General features: G+C 39.1%; 18 protein-coding genes and 4 tRNA genes. 13 read left to right on the forward strand and 9 right to left on the reverse strand.

Features of this window, described 5'->3' with window-relative positions; all coding sequences use genetic code 11:
• Positions 1-61 precede the first annotated feature (61 nt).
• From trpE to rimI, 9 genes are all read left to right on the forward strand, one after another.
• Positions 62-1,555: an anthranilate synthase component I gene (gene trpE / locus ACLBWE_RS07195; RefSeq protein WP_447601989.1), complete on the forward strand. Its 1,494-nt coding sequence runs from the start codon at positions 62-64 to the stop codon at positions 1,553-1,555.
• A gap of 98 nt (positions 1,556-1,653) precedes the next feature.
• Positions 1,654-1,729: transfer RNA gene (locus tag ACLBWE_RS07200), tRNA-Thr, on the forward strand.
• A 53-nt stretch (positions 1,730-1,782) separates the two neighbouring features.
• A tRNA-Tyr gene (locus tag ACLBWE_RS07205) sits at positions 1,783-1,866 on the forward strand.
• A gap of 37 nt (positions 1,867-1,903) precedes the next feature.
• Positions 1,904-1,979: transfer RNA gene (locus ACLBWE_RS07210), tRNA-Gly, on the forward strand.
• Positions 1,980-1,992: 13 nt separating this feature from the next.
• Positions 1,993-2,067: transfer RNA gene (locus ACLBWE_RS07215), tRNA-Thr, on the forward strand.
• A 146-nt stretch (positions 2,068-2,213) separates the two neighbouring features.
• Positions 2,214-3,404, forward strand: a complete 1,191-nt coding sequence (gene tuf, locus ACLBWE_RS07220; protein WP_004640736.1) for an elongation factor Tu — start codon at positions 2,214-2,216, stop codon at positions 3,402-3,404.
• 205 nt (positions 3,405-3,609) lie between these two features.
• Positions 3,610-4,491 (forward strand): metal-dependent hydrolase, encoded by an 882-nt coding sequence (locus ACLBWE_RS07225; protein ID WP_447601991.1) that lies wholly within the window; start codon positions 3,610-3,612, stop codon positions 4,489-4,491.
• A 232-nt stretch (positions 4,492-4,723) separates the two neighbouring features.
• Entirely contained in the window at positions 4,724-5,599 is an 876-nt protein-coding gene (locus ACLBWE_RS07230) for a metal-dependent hydrolase (protein WP_348950125.1), read from the forward strand.
• 108 nt (positions 5,600-5,707) lie between these two features.
• Positions 5,708-6,163: a ribosomal protein S18-alanine N-acetyltransferase gene (rimI, locus tag ACLBWE_RS07235; RefSeq protein WP_447601994.1), complete on the forward strand. Its 456-nt coding sequence runs from the start codon at positions 5,708-5,710 to the stop codon at positions 6,161-6,163.
• Positions 6,164-6,207: 44 nt separating this feature from the next.
• Here rimI and ACLBWE_RS07240 read toward each other — a convergent pair whose 3' ends face one another.
• Complete coding sequence (locus ACLBWE_RS07240; RefSeq protein WP_004641630.1) at positions 6,208-7,023, reverse strand: arginyltransferase; 816 nt, start codon at positions 7,021-7,023, stop codon at positions 6,208-6,210.
• Between the two features lie 18 nt (positions 7,024-7,041).
• Positions 7,042-7,773 (reverse strand): leucyl/phenylalanyl-tRNA--protein transferase, encoded by a 732-nt coding sequence (gene aat / locus ACLBWE_RS07245; RefSeq protein ID WP_205470144.1) that lies wholly within the window; start codon positions 7,771-7,773, stop codon positions 7,042-7,044.
• 108 nt (positions 7,774-7,881) lie between these two features.
• On the opposite strand from aat, the gene ACLBWE_RS07250 reads away from it, so the two are divergent.
• A complete protein-coding gene (locus ACLBWE_RS07250) occupies positions 7,882-8,181 on the forward strand; it encodes a putative quinol monooxygenase (RefSeq protein ID WP_045434775.1) in 300 nt (99 codons plus the stop codon).
• A gap of 56 nt (positions 8,182-8,237) precedes the next feature.
• Here the strand turns inward: ACLBWE_RS07250 and trxB are convergent, their stop codons facing one another.
• Positions 8,238-9,188, reverse strand: coding sequence for a thioredoxin-disulfide reductase (gene trxB, locus ACLBWE_RS07255; RefSeq protein WP_045434773.1), 951 nt, complete (start codon positions 9,186-9,188; stop codon positions 8,238-8,240).
• Between the two features lie 268 nt (positions 9,189-9,456).
• Between trxB and ACLBWE_RS07260 the strand changes: the two genes are divergently transcribed.
• The gene (locus ACLBWE_RS07260; protein WP_447601998.1) at positions 9,457-12,498 is read left to right on the forward strand and encodes a DNA translocase FtsK; all 3,042 of its coding nucleotides are present in this window, start codon (positions 9,457-9,459) and stop codon (positions 12,496-12,498) included.
• 155 nt (positions 12,499-12,653) lie between these two features.
• On the forward strand, positions 12,654-13,274 hold the full coding sequence (rhtC, locus tag ACLBWE_RS07265) for a threonine export protein RhtC (RefSeq protein ID WP_004641642.1): 621 nt from the start codon (positions 12,654-12,656) through the stop codon (positions 13,272-13,274).
• A gap of 41 nt (positions 13,275-13,315) precedes the next feature.
• Here the strand turns inward: rhtC and ACLBWE_RS07270 are convergent, their stop codons facing one another.
• The 6 genes from ACLBWE_RS07270 to ACLBWE_RS07295 form a co-directional block, all read right to left on the reverse strand.
• Positions 13,316-13,603 (reverse strand): PA4642 family protein, encoded by a 288-nt coding sequence (locus ACLBWE_RS07270; protein ID WP_045434768.1) that lies wholly within the window; start codon positions 13,601-13,603, stop codon positions 13,316-13,318.
• A gap of 84 nt (positions 13,604-13,687) precedes the next feature.
• The gene (gene minE, locus ACLBWE_RS07275; RefSeq protein WP_003653273.1) at positions 13,688-13,960 is read right to left on the reverse strand and encodes a cell division topological specificity factor MinE; all 273 of its coding nucleotides are present in this window, start codon (positions 13,958-13,960) and stop codon (positions 13,688-13,690) included.
• Positions 13,961-13,962: 2 nt separating this feature from the next.
• Positions 13,963-14,775, reverse strand: coding sequence for a septum site-determining protein MinD (gene minD, locus ACLBWE_RS07280; RefSeq protein WP_004641647.1), 813 nt, complete (start codon positions 14,773-14,775; stop codon positions 13,963-13,965).
• Between the two features lie 66 nt (positions 14,776-14,841).
• Positions 14,842-15,570: a septum site-determining protein MinC gene (gene minC, locus ACLBWE_RS07285; protein ID WP_004641649.1), complete on the reverse strand. Its 729-nt coding sequence runs from the start codon at positions 15,568-15,570 to the stop codon at positions 14,842-14,844.
• Between the two features lie 120 nt (positions 15,571-15,690).
• The gene (locus ACLBWE_RS07290; protein ID WP_447602002.1) at positions 15,691-16,737 is read right to left on the reverse strand and encodes a preprotein translocase subunit SecA; all 1,047 of its coding nucleotides are present in this window, start codon (positions 16,735-16,737) and stop codon (positions 15,691-15,693) included.
• A gap of 15 nt (positions 16,738-16,752) precedes the next feature.
• Entirely contained in the window at positions 16,753-17,679 is a 927-nt protein-coding gene (locus ACLBWE_RS07295) for an acyltransferase (RefSeq protein WP_133746652.1), read from the reverse strand.
• 246 nt (positions 17,680-17,925) lie between these two features.
• On the opposite strand from ACLBWE_RS07295, the gene ACLBWE_RS07300 reads away from it, so the two are divergent.
• On the forward strand, positions 17,926-18,579 hold the full coding sequence (locus ACLBWE_RS07300) for an OmpA family protein (protein ID WP_045434762.1): 654 nt from the start codon (positions 17,926-17,928) through the stop codon (positions 18,577-18,579).
• The last annotated feature ends 173 nt before the right edge of the window (positions 18,580-18,752 follow it).

The following is an 18,752-nucleotide window of genomic DNA, read 5'->3' on the forward strand; positions in this document are numbered from 1 at the left end:
GTGTCTAAATCGAAACTAGAAAAACACCGTTTTAAATCGAAACCATATTAGAGAAAAATTCATGACTACATTAGCGCAATTTGAACAACTTAAGGCGTCAGGTTACAACATGATTCCAGTTTATCGCCAGCGTTTGGCAGATACGGAAACACCTTTATCTGTTTTTGCTCGTTTTAAGGACCAAAAACAAGCTTATTTATTTGAGTCTGTCGAAGGTGGTGAAAACTGGGCGCGCTACTCCATGATCGGTTTAGGCGAATCGACAGTTTTTTCATGTAATGCAGGGGTCTTGTCTATACAGCATGCTGATGGTTCGATCACACAAGAAGATTGCCTAGATCCATTTCAATATATTCGTGAATTTCAGAAGCAATTTACAGTGCCACCAGCTGAGCTTCTGCCAGCATTACCAAGTTTTACTGGCGGGCTAGTTGGTTATTTGGGCTATGATGCAGTTCGTTATATTGAACCACGCTTAAAGAATGTACCTGCGGCTGATCCAATTGCGTTACCAGACTTGTGGTTGATGCTTTCAAAAACAGTGATTGTTTTCGATAACCTTAAAGATACTTTATTTTTAATTGTCCATGCTGATACAACGCAGATAAATGCTTATGAAGATGCTCAGCAAAAGTTAGATCAATTAGAGCAGTTATTAGCTACACCAGTGAGTTTGCAAGCTAAGCCGCATACACCGCCTCATTTTGAATCCATTACGGGTAAGGCTAAGTTCCTTGAAACAATCGAGAAGGTAAAAGAATACATTAGAGCGGGCGATGTTATGCAGGTTGTTCCGGGCCAGCGTATGGTTTCGGACTTTGATGGTGAGGCTTTGCAAGTTTACCGTGCTTTACGCCATTTAAATCCTTCACCTTATTTGTTTTTGGTGCAGGGTCAAACAATTACAGATAACAAACCATTCCATATTGTAGGATCATCACCAGAAATTCTTTCTCGACTAGAAAATGGTATTGCGACAGTCCGTCCACTTGCAGGTACAAGACCGCGTGGAAAAACTAAAGAAGAAGACATCGCTTTAGAAAAAGATTTACTTTCTGATGAAAAAGAAATAGCAGAGCATTTAATGTTGATTGACCTTGGTCGAAATGATGTTGGTCGAGTTTCTAAAATTGGTAAGGTCAAAGTTACTGATCAAATGGTGATTGAGCGCTATTCGCATGTCATGCACATTGTTTCAAATGTGCAAGGTGAAGTTCGTGATGATATCGATGCCTTAGATGTATTTAAGGCAACCTTTCCAGCAGGTACTTTATCTGGCGCACCGAAAATTCGTGCAATGGAAATCATTGATGAAGTTGAGCCTGTTAAGCGAGGCGTTTTTGGCGGGGCAGTGGGGTATTTAGGATGGCATGGTGAAATGGACATGTCGATTGCAATCCGTACGTGTGTTATCCGTGATAAAAAAGTGTATGTGCAGGCTGGAGCAGGGCTGGTTGCAGACTCAAATCCTGAATCAGAATGGAATGAAACACAAATAAAAGCTCGCGCAGTGATCAAAGCGGTTGAATTATCGTCAAACGGATTGATTTTATGAGTTTTTAGCGATTTTTTTAAAAAAACCACTTGCATCGTTTGGAAGTTTTGCTAAACTGCACACCGTTCCGATACGAAACGTACGAAACACTAAGAAGCGCCGGCATAGCTCAGTTGGTAGAGCAACTGACTTGTAATCAGTAGGTCCACAGTTCGAATCCGTGTGCCGGCACCATCTAAAAGTGTGAAGTTGTTAAGTGAAGAATAACACTGAAATAAGTGTGAAGTGGTGAGATTCCCGAGCGGTCAAAGGGGGCGGACTGTAACTCCGCTACGAAAGTTTCGAAGGTTCGAATCCTTCTCTCACCACCATTAACTTCGATTGAAGTGCTAAGTATACCAGCATCGTGCGGGAGTAGCTCAGTTGGTAGAGCGGCAGCCTTCCAAGCTGCATGTCGCGAGTTCGACCCTCGTCTCCCGCTCCATCGAAGGATAATCGCTCTTATAGCTCAGTGGTAGAGCACTCCCTTGGTAAGGGAGAGGTCTCGAGTTCAAATCTCGATAAGAGCTCCAGATACAGTTTAGTAGATTTTCTACAAAGATTTAAAAAGCAGGCTTATTAGTCTGCTTTTCAAGTATTGGGTGTTTGATTTTTTAGGCGATATGTCGATGCTGGGTCTTACTCAGAATTGTGTTCGACGTAAACGAGGACTATAAACATGGCTAAGGCTAAGTTTGAACGTAATAAGCCACACGTAAACGTGGGCACAATCGGTCACGTTGACCATGGTAAAACAACTTTAACTGCTGCGATTGCAACTATTTGTGCAAAAACTTACGGCGGTGAAGCGAAAGATTACTCACAAATCGACTCAGCACCTGAAGAAAAAGCACGTGGTATTACAATTAATACTTCACACGTAGAATACGATTCTCCAATCCGTCACTACGCTCACGTAGACTGCCCGGGCCACGCCGATTATGTTAAAAACATGATTACTGGTGCTGCTCAGATGGACGGCGCGATCCTTGTGTGTGCTGCGACTGATGGTCCAATGCCACAAACTCGTGAACACATCCTTCTTTCTCGTCAGGTTGGTGTACCTTACATCATCGTATTCTTGAACAAGTGTGACCTTGTTGATGATGAAGAATTACTTGAATTAGTAGAAATGGAAGTTCGTGAACTTCTTTCTACTTATGACTTCCCAGGTGATGACACTCCAGTTATCCGTGGTTCTGCGCTTAAAGCGTTAGAAGGCGATGCTGGTCAATATGGTGAGCCTTCAGTTCTTGCTCTTGTTGAAGCGCTTGACTCTTACATTCCAGAACCAGAACGTGCTATCGACAAAGCATTCTTAATGCCAATCGAAGACGTATTCTCTATCTCTGGCCGTGGTACAGTAGTAACTGGTCGTGTAGAAGCTGGTATCGTGAAAGTAGGCGAATCAGTTGAAATCGTTGGTATCCGTGATACTCAAACAACTACAGTTACTGGCGTAGAAATGTTCCGTAAATTGCTTGACGAAGGTCGTGCAGGCGAGAACTGTGGTGTTCTTCTACGTGGTACTAAGCGTGAAGACGTACAACGTGGTCAAGTACTTGCTAAACCAGGTACAATCAAGCCGCACACTAAATTCGATGCAGAAGTATACGTACTTTCTAAAGAAGAAGGTGGTCGTCATACTCCATTCCTTAACGGCTACCGTCCACAGTTCTACTTCCGTACAACTGACGTAACTGGCGCAATCCAATTACAAGACGGCGTTGAAATGGTTATGCCAGGCGACAACGTTGAAATGTCAGTAGAATTAATCCACCCAATCGCAATGGACCCAGGTCTACGTTTTGCGATCCGTGAAGGTGGTCGTACTGTAGGTGCTGGTGTTGTTGCGAAAGTAACTGCATAAGCACTTTCAGTGAAAAAAAAGCGCTCTTTTTAGAGCGCTTTTTTTATATTTAATTTTCTAACAATCACGATAAAAGCTGGCCTTAACTGATATTTCAATGTCCTTATTTACACTTAATCCTTTTTATTAAATTTGTATGATAAGAATCAAGAAAACGAACAATAAAGTTTGAGTAACTTGGGTTACTTATTAAGGAGCTTTGGGTATGAATGCTAAAGTGAATATTACTAATCGTGCAGGGGCAAGCTTTCCTGTACGTCGTATGAACTTTGACTTTAATGATGTACCAGAATATTGGATGAATGGTTCTGCTGGACTAACACACTTTATGACAGCATTGTCGGCGTTGTTTCCGGCAGGTGAAAAATTCTTTATTGATAGTGTACGGGCTGTACGTTATCACCCCTCTATTAAAGATGATAAAGAGCTTCAGAAAGAGATTAGTGCTTTCATTGGGCAAGAAGCAATGCATACTCAAGAGCATGTGAATTTTAATGCCTCCGCTCAAAAGTTTGGTCACGACGTTGAAGCATTAGAGAAGTTTACTAATACAGCGATTCAAACAGCAATTCAAGCTTTTGTAAAAATTGTCAAACCATTTGGCCTGACAAAAGAAATGGTTGACCTGACTGCTACAACAGCACTTGAACATTTTACCGCTACCATTGCTTCACAGTTATTAGTCAATAAGCATATTCAAGAGTTGATGACAGATGAAACCATGTCAACGATGTGGTATTGGCATGCTATCGAAGAAAATGAGCATAAAGCCGTAGCTTTTGATGTGTACGAAGGTGTATTTGGTAAAGGCGTAAAAGCTTATGCTTTACGTACGAGTTCTCTAGTATTTGCGATGACTTTGATTTTCTTGATTCAGTCTTCTTTTGTACTTCGTCTATTAAAGCAAGATAAAAAGTTAAATTTGGATGAGCTATCTGTGATTTATAAATACGCATATAGCCCATCGAAAGGTATCATTACTGGCATGGCTAAAGAAATGCTGGCTTACTTTAAGCCTGGTTTTCATCCAAATGATTTGGATACAGTAGGTCTATTGAAAACATGGAAAGCAAAATTAGGTTTGTAATTTAAATCTATGTTGATTTGAAAGGGCTCATTGGTAGCCCTTTTTCTTTTTAAGTACTAACAATAACGATTAGCAAATCTATGCACCTTTATGGGGTGATTAATGACCTCATCTGATATTTCTCTGTCCTCATCTGCACTTAATTGGCACATTGAAAGACGTATGATTATAAATATTAAGAAAATAAATAAAGTTATATGTGAATTAGCTATTCACTTAAAAGGAGTCTGAGATGAATGCTAAAGTAAATATTTCAAATCGTGCTGGTGCTAGTTTCCCTGTTCGTCGTATGGACTTTGAATTTGCTCAGGTCCCTCGTTATTGGGCAAATTATGATGCAGGATTAACCCATTTTATGACAGCATTATCGGCCCTTTTTCCAGAAGGTGAACAGTTCTTTGTAAATAGCACGCGTGCTGTGCGAAATGACCCAAAACTTGCAGATCCCGATCTTCAAAAAGAAATTAGCGCCTTTATTGGTCAAGAAGCTATGCATTCAAAAGAGCATCTTGCTTTTAATGCTTCAGCACAAGCTTATGGGTATGATGTCCGTCATATGGAAAAACAGACTGGTACTGTTATTAAGGTGGGTACTGCTGTTGTCACTAAATTAATGAAACCTTTTGGTTATACCAAAGAAATGATTGATTTGACCGGAACGTGTGCTTTAGAGCATTTCACATCTACCATTGCAGCTGAACTTTTACAAAACCCTGAAATTCAAGCGATGTTCCAAGATGACACGATGTATCATTTGTGGATGTGGCATGCGATAGAAGAAAATGAGCATAAAGCTGTGGCATTTGATGTGTATACAAGTATGTATGGACAAGGACCAAAAGCTTATTTTATGCGTTCAACGGCTTTAATCATTGCAATGGCATTAATTTTTGCAACGCAGACGCATTTTACTGCCAAGCTATTAAAAACCGATGGAAAATTAACTTGGAAAGATACTAAATACATGCTTAAGTTCATGTATGGTCGTAAAGGTTTTATGACTCGTCAGATTCCAGAGTTACTTGATTTCTTAAGACCAAAATTTCATCCAAATGATTCTGACACTACAGCATTGCTGGCAACTTGGCGTGAAAAGTTAGGTCTTTAAAAAGAACGATAAAAAAGGACAATTTAATTGTCCTTTTTTTTTGCTCGTTTTTTCTTGTGAAGTTTTTATAATACGCATTCCTTTAAAACTCTGATTGTGTTGGAACTCATGATTCGTACTATGCAAAACACTGATATTGATATTGTTGTACAAATCGAAAAATCAGTGCAAACACATCCATGGTCAAGACAGCAATTTGTTGAATCTCTGAATTCCTACCACTGTACAGTCATTGAGTCACAAAATAGAGTAGTTGGGTTTTGTATTTTACAGCCAGTGCTAGATGAAGCGAATCTATTACTCATGGCAGTTGATCCTAAAATGCAAGGACAAGGTCTCGGGTATGCGTTATTAAATGCATCAATTGATCAGTTAAAAAATCAGCCAGTACAAATATTTTTAGAGGTTCGCGAAAGTAATAAGGCAGCAATTGGTCTGTATGAGAAAACAGGTTTTCACCAAATAGATCTACGTCGTAATTATTATCCTACCCGAGAAGGTGGGCGTGAACATGCTGTAATTATGGTAAAAACCTGTACCGATGATTTTGCATCGTTATTTTAAAACTCCTGTCTAGTTGCTGACCTAACAAAAAGACAGGATTAAAATCATTTAATAATTAAATTATTCCATTCAGAAGGTAGCGTTGTCATCAGAGAGGTACCTAACTGTTGTATTTCTTCTGGTGATAAGGATCTGTTTAAGCGACGCCATTGTCCATCTAATAGAAGTTCTAAAGGGGTATATTGCGATTTATAATTCATTTTGGCTGAGTGGGGTACCCAATAGCCTAAATAAAGATATTCTAAACCAAGCGATTTAACATATTCGATTTGGTTAAGAATAGAGTACACACCAAGTGATCTTCGGTGCTCATCTGGATCGAAGAAAGTATAAACCGCAGATAGCCCATCATCCATTAGATCGCAGGTAGACACACTGATTAAACGGTTATCTTTCCAAAGCTCAAGAAAAAAGCTATCTGTACAACTATGTACTAAAAACTTTTCAAACTGGTCTAAGCTAGGTGGAAACATATCGCCATCAGCATGGCGTTCATTAATATAGCGTTCATATAAATCGTAATGAATTTGTGCCGCTTGCTGAGTAGGCAAAATAGTCATGGTGAGGTCTTGATTTCGTTTCCATGCTTTTTTTTGCATTCCATTCATTTGGAAGTCGGCAACTGGAACACGACAAGACAAACATTGTCTACATAAATGGCATTCAGGGCGATAAACGAAGTCACCGCTACGACGAAATCCTAAACGAGAAAGTTCTGAAAGAGTGACCACATCAATCCGATGAATAGGGTCTAAAAACACCATGCGCGCCGATTTATTTTCTAGGTAGCTGCAATCATGAGGTGGAGTAATATAATACTGCAGATCATTTAAAAGGGACTTCGGGTGATATGATTTCATGATTGGTCCCTCCTGTTATCATTCCATTAATTTTGCATCTAATGCTATTGTTTTACTTGAAAATACACGTTCTTGATACTTTTTCCAATTGATAGAGGGGTGAATAATTACATCTTGTAACGATTTTAAGTAGTCTTGACGAGAAAGTGTACAAGCGCCCAAGCTAATTAAGTGACTATTTACAAGTTGGCAGTCTACCCAAGGGAGCTGATTTTCTTGTCCAATCAGCATTAATGTATAAAAAGCCATTTTTGAAACATCAGTTTCATTACTAAACATTGACTCACCGAAGCATCCTTTGCCAATCGTAATGCCGTACAAACCTCCAACAAGTTTATCTTGTTCCCAAACCTCCACACTATATCCATAGCCAGCTTTAAACATCTCACAGTAGCCCTGAATAATATCTTCGCTAATCCATGTTTCATCTGCATAACTTCTTGGTAGAGAACATGAGCGAATAACTTCTTCGAAGGCGTGATTAACCGTAATCGCATAGTCATATTTTTTCATATTTCTAAGTAGTGACTTGCTCGGCTTGTAATTTTGAGGGTAGATCACACAACGAGGTTCGGGACTCCACCAACAAATGGGTTCATCTTCATTAAACCACGGAAATAATCCATGGGTGTACGCTTCATAGAGAGTAGAAGGGGAGAGATCAGCACCAATACAAATTAAACCATGACCATCCGGATCAGATTCAATGGGGTCAGGGAAAATGAATTGAGAAAGTGGAAGTTTCTGCATAGAAGATAAAATGAAATAGAATGATTCAAAATTAACGTAACTGAGCTTCATTGACAATTTTTATTGTTCATCTTTAGCATGAAGGAATGAAAAGAAAAGGTTTACGTAATGCTAAAACTTATTGCAGAAGATTTTATTGATATTAAAAAAATTGATTTTGTTTTACCGCTTTATCAAGAACTCGTTGAAAAAACGAGATGTGAAGAAGGGTGTATTGCGTACGATTTATATCATGATATAAAAAATTTAGGACATTTTGTTTTTATTGAAGAATGGGTAGATCGAGCCGCATTAGATCGACATGTCCAGTCTGAACACTTTCAACGGTTAGTTCCTCAGATTGACCAATATCAGACGAGGTCGGGACGTTTTACGCATTTGGACTATTTTGAAAATATGATGAAATAAAACCCTATTAAAAAAGACATTCAATAGAGCATTGAATGTCTTTTGTGTTAATTGAATTAACCGAGATTATCTAGATATTTTTCAGCATCAAGTGCCGCCATACAACCAGACCCAGCAGAAGTAATGGCTTGACGATAAATACTGTCAGCTACGTCACCAGCAGCAAATACACCAGCTACAGAAGTTGCTGTTGCATTACCTGAAGTGCCGCTTTGCACTTGAATATAGCCATCACGTAAGTTTAATTGACCATCAAACATTGCAGTGTTCGGTTTATGACCGATTGCAACGAATAGACCATGAACTTCTATGTCTTGCTTAGAGTCATCTTGAGTTGATTTAAGGCGAACACTTGTTACGCCAGTATTGTCACCCAATACTTCTTCAACTTCATGATTCCAGATAATGCTGATTTTGCCTTCTTTTTCTTTGGCAAATAAATGATCTTGCAAAATCTTTTCAGAACGTAAACTATCACGGCGGTGTACTAGCGTTACATGTGCAGCAATATTTGATAAATAAAGCGCTTCTTCAACTGCAGTGTTACCACCACCTACAACCATCACTTTTTGATTTTTGTAGAAGAAACCATCACATGTTGCACAGGCACTTACGCCTTGGCCCATAAATTTCTGTTCAGACTCTAGACCAAGGTACTGAGCCGTAGCACCAGTTGCAATAATCAAAGCGTCACATGTGTACTCTTCCATATCACCTTTAAGAACAAAAGGACGTACATTTAAGTCCACTTCGTTAATATGGTCATAGACGAGTTCTGTACCAAAGCGTTCAGCATGTGCTTGCATACGATCCATTAATGCAGGACCTGTTAAACCTTCAGGATCGCCCGGCCAGTTGTCAACTTCGGTTGTTGTTGTAAGTTGGCCACCTAGTTGTAAACCTGCAATTAAAGTAGGTTTAAGGTTGGCACGTGCCGCATAGACAGCTGCACTATAACCAGCAGGACCAGAACCGAGAATAATTAACCGAGAATGACGAGCACTCATTGAGGGTATCCTTATTTATTTCGAGAATTTTGAAAATTATACGTGAATTTGTCGATCAATAGCGCTAAATCAATGTGGATAATATTGATCAGGTCAATCGAATTAAGTTATATAACAATATAGAAGTGGCTCATGTTAACAACAACTGTAAAGAATCATGCACCTTTTTTGTAAGAACAGGTGCATAATATAAAGTTCATTCGTTGAAGATCTGAGTGTAGTTCTTCACATCTCTAAACCAATAATTAAATGGGTTACAGGACAGTATATGACTGCGGTGTCGAGTGTTTATGCACAGCGCTTATTGATGACATTATTCTTGGTTTCTTTTGGCATTTATATGTTTCTGGCAACAGTAACATATACACCATTTGACCCGGGCTGGATGCATATTTCCAGTGATACTCAGCAAGTATCCAATGCAAGTGGTATTGCTGGTGCATGGATTGCAGATTTGCTGTTTGGTTTTTTAGGATGGGCAAGTTTGCTTATTCCAATTTTCCTTTTCATTGAAGCAATTCAGGTGTGGTGGCCGCGTAGTTTTTTAAACCGCCCATTTCGTTATGCTGCACAATTCTTTTTAATTCTGGTTGTGTCTAGCCTACTTTATTTACACTGGAATGTGCCTGCTGATACTTTAGATAATGCAGCGGGGGGTATTATTGGTTACGAGTTAGGTCAGAGCTTATCTCAATTGCTAACGATTTACGGTGCGACCTTATTTTTACTGGTTTTCGGAGTGGTCTTGTTTACTCTTGCATTTGGGGTGCAATGGAGCAAAACATGGATTACGCTTAAAGCGACACCAAGTTATTTACAAGATTTATTTTATAAAAACGTATCACCGAACGAATCGGATTATGATTTAACAACTCAGCCTGCTAATAAAGCAGCCGCGGTTAAAGTTGCAGAAAATGCAGAGACAAATGCTTCAAATGAGAAAGTAGCATCAGTCCAATCTGAAAGTACTCAACCACAATCTGCGGCAACACGACATGATGCGGTTGCTGAGCGTTTATTTGCCGATGTGTTAGCAAAAGAGCAGAGCCGACCTGAACCTGTAGTTGATACACCCGTTGCAAATACTCAAAACTTCGAGCATACACTTGAGCAAGCCCATAAGCTTGAAAAAGACAGCCAACGTTTAGTTGCTACTGGTGAAGTATGGCGGGCTTTACAACGTGATGATGTGAGCCATAAGCAAGAAATTGATGCACTTTTGAGAGCAGCTGATGATTCAACAGAACAAGCTCCTGCTCATGAGCAATTCCAGCAAACAATTTCTCAAGTTCATCAAACTCAACCTACACCTAAACAAGACTTACATGGTCTTGATTGGAATGATGATGAGATTTTTGATGAATTACTCGCTGCGGTTCCAAACAGCAAAACTGCAACAGATGTGCATACACCATTTGTTCAAGAGCAACATGTAGATCCAGAACCTACTTCACAATCGGTGAATATTGCGAAAGAAACTTCTTCACCTTTATCGAATGTAAATCAGTCGCCTAAAAATTTATCAAATGAACAAGTTTTTGAAGACTTTGATGATTTATTAATAGATGAAGATATTGCGCCAGCAGAACCTGTCAGAGCAAGTAGTTATGCGCAATCTTCAGCATTTGTAAAAGCTCCTATTCAAACGACAATTCAGGCAGATAAACTTTCAAAAGAAGAGTTTATTGAGGCGTGGCAGGAAACCGCAGGCAAACCTCTGGAAAATCCTGATATTGATGAAGATGATTTCGATTTAGATGCGCCATTAACAGATGCAGCTGGTCGACCAATGTCTCGTGCAATGCAGGTTGCCAAGAAGCGTTTGGATTTGCCAACTTTACCTGGCCTTGAGCTGCTTGATAAGGTTGATCCGAATAAGAAAGTTAACTTTACTGAAGAACAGCTTTCACGCTTATCTGAATTACTTGAAATTAAGTTACAAGAATTTAATGTTAAGGCTCAAGTGGTTGAAGCTCAGCCAGGGCCAGTAGTAACCCGTTTTGAGTTAGATTTAGCACCAGGGGTTAAAGCATCTAAGGTAACGAATATCTCACGTGACTTAGCCCGTTCAATGTCGATGGCTTCTGTGCGTGTGGTAGAGGTTATTCCGGGTAAACCATATATTGGTATTGAAGTGCCAAACAGTGCCCGTGAAATGGTACGTTTGATTGAGCTATTGGAAACGCCAACCTATCGAGACCCAAGTGCATTAATCAGTATGGCAATGGGTAAAGATATTTCAGGTAATCCTGTATTAACTGATTTAGCGAAAGCACCGCACATGTTAGTTGCTGGTACAACAGGTTCGGGTAAATCGGTTGCGGTAAACTCGATGATTTTATCGATGTTGCTGAAATATACACCTGACCAGTTGCGTTTGATTTTAATCGATCCGAAACAGCTAGAACTTGCAAACTATAATGATATTCCACATTTATTAACTCCAGTTGTTACTGACATGAAAGATGCAGTAAGCGCGTTGAACTGGTGTGTGAATGAGATGGAACGTCGCTATAAGCTGATGTCATTTCTTAAAATTCGTAAATTAAGTGACTACAACCGTAAAGTTGAAGAAGCAATTGCGAATGGGGAAGATCTAATTGATCCAACTTGGAAACCAAGTGACTCGGCAACTCAAGAACGTGCGCCTCGTTTAACACCGTTACCATCTATTGTGATTGTGGCAGATGAGTTCGCCGACATGATTATGCAGGTCGGTAAAAAAGCAGAAGAAATGATTACGCGTTTAGCGCAAAAATCTCGTGCTGCTGGTATTCACCTATTGCTTGCAACTCAACGCCCATCTGTTGATGTGATCACGGGTTTGATTAAAGCCAATATTCCAACGCGTGTAGCATTACGTGTAAACAGTAAAATTGACTCGCGTACGATTTTGGATGCAGGTGGTGCCGAAGATCTGTTAGGCCATGGTGATATGCTGTTCTTGGGGCCTGGTAAAATCGAACCTGAGCGTGTGCATGGTGCATTCATTAGTGATGATGAAGTAAACCGCATTTGTGATGCTTGGCGTGAACGTGGTGAACCGGATTATGTCGACGAAATCTTGACTCCATTTGATGAAGAACAAACTTCACGTGGTTTTGAAGAGGGTGAGGGTGGTTCTGACCGTGATGCACTTTATGACCAATGTGTTTCATTTGTCTTAGAAACACGTAAAGCTTCTACTTCATCGCTACAGCGTAAATTTAGCCTTGGCTATAACCGTGCTGCCCGTATCATTGACCAAATGGAAGAGAATGGCATTGTGAGCGCAATGGGCCCTAATGGTAAGCGAGATATATTGGTTTAATATGAAATAGCTAAAAAGCCTCTTCGGAGGCTTTTTTTATGATTTAAATAAAAATAAACATTTCCATAAAATGACTTAAAGATTTTATCGTATAGTAAAAAATGCTAATGTATTTTTCCTAAATAAATAACAATGAATTAAATCTGGAGGAAAACATGTTACTCGCTCTGATTACTTTAGCTTTTATCCATTTTTGTGCACTTATTACTCCAGGGCCTGATTTTTTCCTTGTATCTCAAACAGCGATTAGTCGATCACGTAAAGACGCTATGTTAGTGGTTGCTGGCATAACAGCAGGTGTTATGTTTTGGGCTTGTTTGGCACTGATGGGATTAAATCTTATTTTTGAGAAAATGGCTTGGTTAAAGCAAGGTTTACTCATTGCTGGTGGCTTATATCTATGTTGGCTGGGCTATCAAATGTTACGTTCAGCATTTTCAAAAAATCAGCAAGAAGATGTTGTTGCTGTCGAGCTACCCAAAGCACCTTACTTATTTTTTATTAAAGGTCTTATAACGAATCTATCAAATCCTAAGGCTGTTATTTATTTTGGTAGTGTTTTCTCTTTATTTTTAGCCAATCCTCAACTTGATCAAGTTCATTGGTTACTCTTTATTATTGTCACGGTTGAAACGATTTTATGGTTCTGCTTTGTGACTTTTATTTTCTCATTACCGAGTTTTCGATCCGCTTATCGTAATTTTTCAAAATGGATTGATGGTATTTCAGGTGGCATTTTTACGGTGTTTGGTATTTTCCTGATTGGCAATCGATAAATTTAGGTAAGAAAAAAGCCTCTTTAAGAGGCTTTTTATTTTTAAGCAAACTTTGCTAGAACTTCTAAAAAGGGTGCCGATTGACGTGGAAATTTGGCAATCACATCATGGATGCGTTGGCCTTCAGGGCCTTTGGCATTAATATCGCGTCCGTCCGCAATAAATTGAGTCAAAAGACGTTCATAGTCTGTTGGTCGCATATGTTTGAATGCATGGTAGAGCACATGAAAATCTGCGTTCACACCCGTTGGCGGAAGTTGGTTGAGGTAGGCAAAAACACGCTCATCGGACCATTCTTCATTGAAAGTTGCTGGCTGTGATAATGCCATGACAATCTCCTCAGTTTTAAAAAAGGCAAAATAACTTGCGTTATTTTGCCTTGATTCTGTTTTATTGAATAGTCAGAAATAGAATTATCGTTCTTCAGGTAAATTGATATTCATTTCTAACATTTCGATATTTGCTTCAGAGCGAACCTGCATTTGGATATGCTGTTCACCTACACCACTTACATAACGACTGACCACTTGCATGATTTCTTTCTTCATCTGATCAATCTTGTCTTGGCTTAAACGGCGGCCTAAACCTTGTTCAGAAGCAACAATAACTTTCAAACGATCTTTTGCAGTTTGAGCACTTGATGGCTTTTCGTCACTGCTAAATAATTTACTCCAGAATCCTGCCATAACTACGCTCCAAATAGTCGTGCTAACCAGCCTTTAGGTTGAGCTGTGATGTGTCGATAAGGACGGTCTTCGCCAAGAAAGCGTGCAACCAAATCATCATAACCCTGACCAGCTTTAGTTTCTGAATATAGAATTACTGGCTTACCCTCGTTTGATGCTTGTAATACACTTGGACATTCTGGAATAACACCTAATGTCGGTACGCGTAGAATATCTTTAGAAATATCATCAATTGTTAGCATTTCCTGACGGTCAGCACGTTCAGGGTTAAAACGAGTAATACATAAATGTTTACGTATACGTCCTTCGTTTTGTTCAACTTTTTTGGTTTTGCTATCTAACATACCAATAATGCGGTCAGAGTCACGTACTGAAGAGATTTCAGGGTTCGTTACAATGATTGCTTCATCTGCATGATACATGGCTAAAATCGCACCACGCTCAATACCAGCAGGTGAGTCACAAATAACGTAATCAAATTCTTGAGATAGCTCATCAATAACACGAGCAACACCTTCGTCGCTCAACGCATCTTTATCACGTGTTTGTGAAGCCGGTAAAATATAAAGGTTTTCGATATCTTTATCACGAATAAGGGCTTGCTGTAGACGTGCTTCGTTGTTAATAACATTGACAAAATCATAAACAACACGACGCTCACAACCCATAATCAAATCAAGGTTACGTAAGCCTACATCAAAATCAATCACAACAGTTTTATGACCACGAAGGGCTAAACCTGTTGCAAAAGATGCGCTCGTTGTAGTTTTACCTACACCACCTTTGCCTGATGTTACGACAACAATTTTGGCCACCGAATCCACTCCTATTATGGTCATACACCCTTAAAAGGGCTGTTTTTTGGTGATTTACTTAATAAACTAAAGTTCAATCGCTTCAAATTCAAGCTCTTGCTTTTCATTTAAATATATATGTACTGGCTTTTTTACCACATGTTTAGGGATATCATCTGCGACACAATACGTTCCGGCAATGGAAACGAGCTCAGCCTCTAAAGATTGGCAAAAAATGCGTGCAGCTGCGTGCCCGCCCGCACCAGCAATGACTCTACCACGAACTGTGCCATAAATATGTATATTTCCTGATGCAATAACTTCAGAACCACTATTCATGCCAGCTTTCAAAATAATATCGCCGTTATCTTGTACGAGGGATTGGCCTGTACGCAAAATTTCATCATGATAAGAGGTAATATGGGCAACCGCTATCTTGTTTAGTGGTTTTTTTGTTTCTGCTGAAGACGAGGCAGGAGCGGTAGCCGGTTTTTCTACAATCGCCACTTGTTCGGTTGTGGCTTTAATACGCTGTAATGGTTGATCTGCCGGTAAAACAGGGAATTGAATAGCGCGAGCTTCATCTCCTAAAATACCATCGATTACCGCCATAGGTTGCAAACCTAAGCTCACCAGAAGTTGAATTAATGCAATTAATTCTTGCTCAACTGTACTGTCAATAATCACTAAAGTTCCCTGATAGGAACCTTCATTTAATATATTTGATAATTGCTGGCGGATCACATCATGATCATTGGTATCGAAGGTTATCCTGCTAAAGTTAACCATTCTGCCGGTAATCCGTATATCAGCCATAAGTCTTCCTTCAAGGCGTTAAACGAGCTGTAATAGCGTTAAGTTTATTGTAAATAGGGCAAATGCTAGAACAATTTGTGCCAATTCTCTAGCGAGATTCATAAAAAATTAAGTAAATGCTTATTCTTTGATTCGATCATACTCCGCAAGCGTTTGTTGCCATTGTTTGACCTTGACTTGTTTTCGTACAGACTCGAGTGTCTCGAACACGACAGATTCAACCAATTGCTCAAGCTGACGATTATTAATATTTATTTCACTCACTTTTTGAGAAATTAATTGATAAGTCGGATTTGGATGAGTTGATGAATTTTCAATGAGAGGCTCAATTAGACCTGCACTAATATTCTCACCTAATCTTTGACCAATGCTTTGAATTTGCTGTTCAATACGACTGCCAACTAAAGGAATTAAGCGTAATAATTGGGTTAGTTCAGGGGTATCTACTATGGCCTGATCTACAATTTTCCCAACGCCTTTTGTAATTGCTGGCTTTTGTTCTTTTAAAGCAGTTGCTAAGGACTCTTGTAATAATGCTGTTAGGGTGACAGTAAATTGTTCACGATGATGATTAACCAAGTCGTGAATAATTTGTTTATGGCTAGAACTGGTTTCAAGTTCATATCGAATACCATCAATTACCGTAATAACAACACGATCGGACAGCTCTTCCATCACGACGCGATAGTAAAATAAACCTGTCTTTCGCCAGCTTGGCGGAACAACCGGGTAGCCCAGCTCATGTAAGCGATAAGCAATAATCCCAGCTCGAAATAATCTTAAAAAACGAAGCTGAGGAATAATGGCTAAAATTTCATACCAGTGAATAAAAGGGAAAAAGAACCAACGTTTATGATGATTATAAATAATGGCAATGCCCCAGCGGACAAGTAACTCAACAATTAAAAAACCAATAAACCATGCTTCTGATGTGATGACCCATGGGTGAAGGGAATTACGGTAAAAGCTCACAATTTGGGGCAAATGAATGTGTTCGAAGAACCATGCCCCAATACTGCTCATTAAAAAGAAATTTGCAGCCAGACAGAACAGGTTAAAAATGATAATGAACACCATAAAGATGTCATAGATCAAAAACAGCTTAAATGAAAGACTGTTTGGGTCGACATGGTGATATTTCGTTTTTTTCCCAGAACTGTTTTGCATAATAACGAGTGCTTTTTAAAGGTTTGTAGTGAGATATTGAGATTTCATTTGCTCAATAAGTTGATCTTTTTCGGTCCAAATTTCATGAACCCATTGCTGGAAACGTTCACGGTAAACCGCGTCGTCTTCATAGTTTCCACCAAGAACCCAATCTGGAATTTCAATTTTACGCAAATTTACCGCAATTTTTGAAACATCACCTAGCCAGAAATTACTATATCCGGGTACGCCATTAGGGTAGACAATCGTCATATCAACCAAGGCATCAATTTTGTCACCCAAGATATTTAATGCAAGGGCTAAACCACCAGCTTTAGGTTTAAGTAAATGCTTATATGGTGATTTTTGCTGGTCATGTTTTTCTTGAGTAAAACGAGTACCTTCTAAATAATTCAATAATGTAAATGGTTGACTTAAAAGCTGCTCGCAGGCTTTACGTGCTTCCATCATGTCACGGTCTTTGAGTTCAGGATTTTTTGCAACCTGTTCTTTGGTGTGACGTTTCATCATTGGGAAGCCTAAAATTTTAAATGCTTGCCCAACAAAAGGAATAAAAATAAGTTCCCATTTGGTAAAAAAGCGGGTGAGTGGCATACGGGTTAAACCAAAATATTGATTCACCGTTGTATCAACCCAACTTTGATGGTTACACGTCATGAGGTAACGACCTTGCATATTTAGGTCAAGTCCCTCATCAATCGTGATATCCCACTTTAGATTTGGTAAAACATGGTCAATTAACCAATTATTTACCCCTAACCAGCTATTTGTAATTTGAATATTAGTTTCATCTACTTTTGATGATTTTTTTAATAGCTTGGTCAGACCTAGTGCAAGAACAGGTGGACCATGAAAAAACGTACTTCCTGTAATGACTGTACCTACAGTGAGTCCACGTGTAATTTTTTTTAGCGCAGATTGCTTATTGGGTGCAGTTGACATATGAATGACCCCGAATGTCTAAAATCCATAGAAAAGTTGTTTAACTATAACTATCGTAATATGAAATACAACGACATCTTAGACAACAATGAAGAAATTGTGATGAGCTAGCATCTGAAAGTGCATCAAAATATTACAAAAAAGTAACTAAAGTGTTTATTATTAACAAAATATCAATGTTTTATACTTCGTTTTTGTTTCATTATTCATCCAGACAACAAAACACACAAAGTGAGGAGGCATGCAATGCGTGCATTAGTTATTTCAACAGTGGTAGGGGCAGCAGTAGTACTATCTGGTTGTCAAACAACTGGTAATAATCTTGGTGGCGTTGAATACGATAAAGCCGCATTAGGTACTTTAATTGGCGCAGCTGCTGGTTACGGTATTTCTAAATCAAGTGCAAACTCTAGCCGTCAAAACAACCGTGCTGCAGCAATTGGTGCAGTTCTTGGTGCCGCTGGTGGTGTATATCTTGACCAGAAAGAGAAAAAATTACGTCAACAAATGGCAGGTACTGGCGTAGACGTTGGCCGTAATCCAGATGGTTCTGTTCAATTGATCATGCCTGGTAGCATTACTTTTGATACAAACAAATCAAACATCAAGCCAAACTTCTATGCAACTTTAGACAAAGTAGCTCAAACATTGGCTGAAGATAACAAGAGCGCGATTTTGGTTACTGGTTATACAGATAACACTGGTAATGACTCTATCAACATTCCGTTATCTCAATCACGTGCACAATCAGTTAAAAACTATTTAGCTGGTAAAGGCCTTTCATCTAGCCGTATCGATGCACAAGGTTATGGTTCTTCTAACCCAATCGCAGACAACTCAACTGCTTCTGGTCGTGAACAAAACCGTCGTGTAGAAATCAGCATCTATGCAAAACAATAAGATTTAAATTATTGTATTAAAAACCACCTTCGGGTGGTTTTTTTATGACTATGAATAATAAATAACCACGACAAACTGCGGCGCATAAATTGCATTATTAGACATCATTTATACATATCCGTAGATTTACTATTGGGATTCTAAAACAGAGATGACTATAATCATGCTCGAAA

The sequence above is a fragment of the Acinetobacter sp. M5A5_2a genome (assembly GCF_053345265.1).

Coding starts and splice junctions, on each gene's coding strand:
- trpE (WP_447601989.1), top strand. CDS start 62: ATGACTACATTAGCGCAATTTGAACAACTTAAGGCGTCAGGTTACAAC.
- tuf (WP_004640736.1), top strand. CDS start 2,214: ATGGCTAAGGCTAAGTTTGAACGTAATAAGCCACACGTAAACGTGGGC.
- ACLBWE_RS07225 (WP_447601991.1), top strand. CDS start 3,610: ATGAATGCTAAAGTGAATATTACTAATCGTGCAGGGGCAAGCTTTCCT.
- ACLBWE_RS07230 (WP_348950125.1), top strand. CDS start 4,724: ATGAATGCTAAAGTAAATATTTCAAATCGTGCTGGTGCTAGTTTCCCT.
- rimI (WP_447601994.1), top strand. CDS start 5,708: ATGATTCGTACTATGCAAAACACTGATATTGATATTGTTGTACAAATC.
- ACLBWE_RS07240 (WP_004641630.1), bottom strand. CDS start 7,023: ATGAAATCATATCACCCGAAGTCCCTTTTAAATGATCTGCAGTATTAT.
- aat (WP_205470144.1), bottom strand. CDS start 7,773: ATGCAGAAACTTCCACTTTCTCAATTCATTTTCCCTGACCCCATTGAA.
- ACLBWE_RS07250 (WP_045434775.1), top strand. CDS start 7,882: ATGCTAAAACTTATTGCAGAAGATTTTATTGATATTAAAAAAATTGAT.
- trxB (WP_045434773.1), bottom strand. CDS start 9,188: ATGAGTGCTCGTCATTCTCGGTTAATTATTCTCGGTTCTGGTCCTGCT.
- ACLBWE_RS07260 (WP_447601998.1), top strand. CDS start 9,457: ATGACTGCGGTGTCGAGTGTTTATGCACAGCGCTTATTGATGACATTA.
- rhtC (WP_004641642.1), top strand. CDS start 12,654: ATGTTACTCGCTCTGATTACTTTAGCTTTTATCCATTTTTGTGCACTT.
- ACLBWE_RS07270 (WP_045434768.1), bottom strand. CDS start 13,603: ATGGCATTATCACAGCCAGCAACTTTCAATGAAGAATGGTCCGATGAG.
- minE (WP_003653273.1), bottom strand. CDS start 13,960: ATGGCAGGATTCTGGAGTAAATTATTTAGCAGTGACGAAAAGCCATCA.
- minC (WP_004641649.1), bottom strand. CDS start 15,570: ATGGCTGATATACGGATTACCGGCAGAATGGTTAACTTTAGCAGGATA.
- ACLBWE_RS07290 (WP_447602002.1), bottom strand. CDS start 16,737: ATGCAAAACAGTTCTGGGAAAAAAACGAAATATCACCATGTCGACCCA.
- ACLBWE_RS07295 (WP_133746652.1), bottom strand. CDS start 17,679: ATGTCAACTGCACCCAATAAGCAATCTGCGCTAAAAAAAATTACACGT.
- ACLBWE_RS07300 (WP_045434762.1), top strand. CDS start 17,926: ATGCGTGCATTAGTTATTTCAACAGTGGTAGGGGCAGCAGTAGTACTA.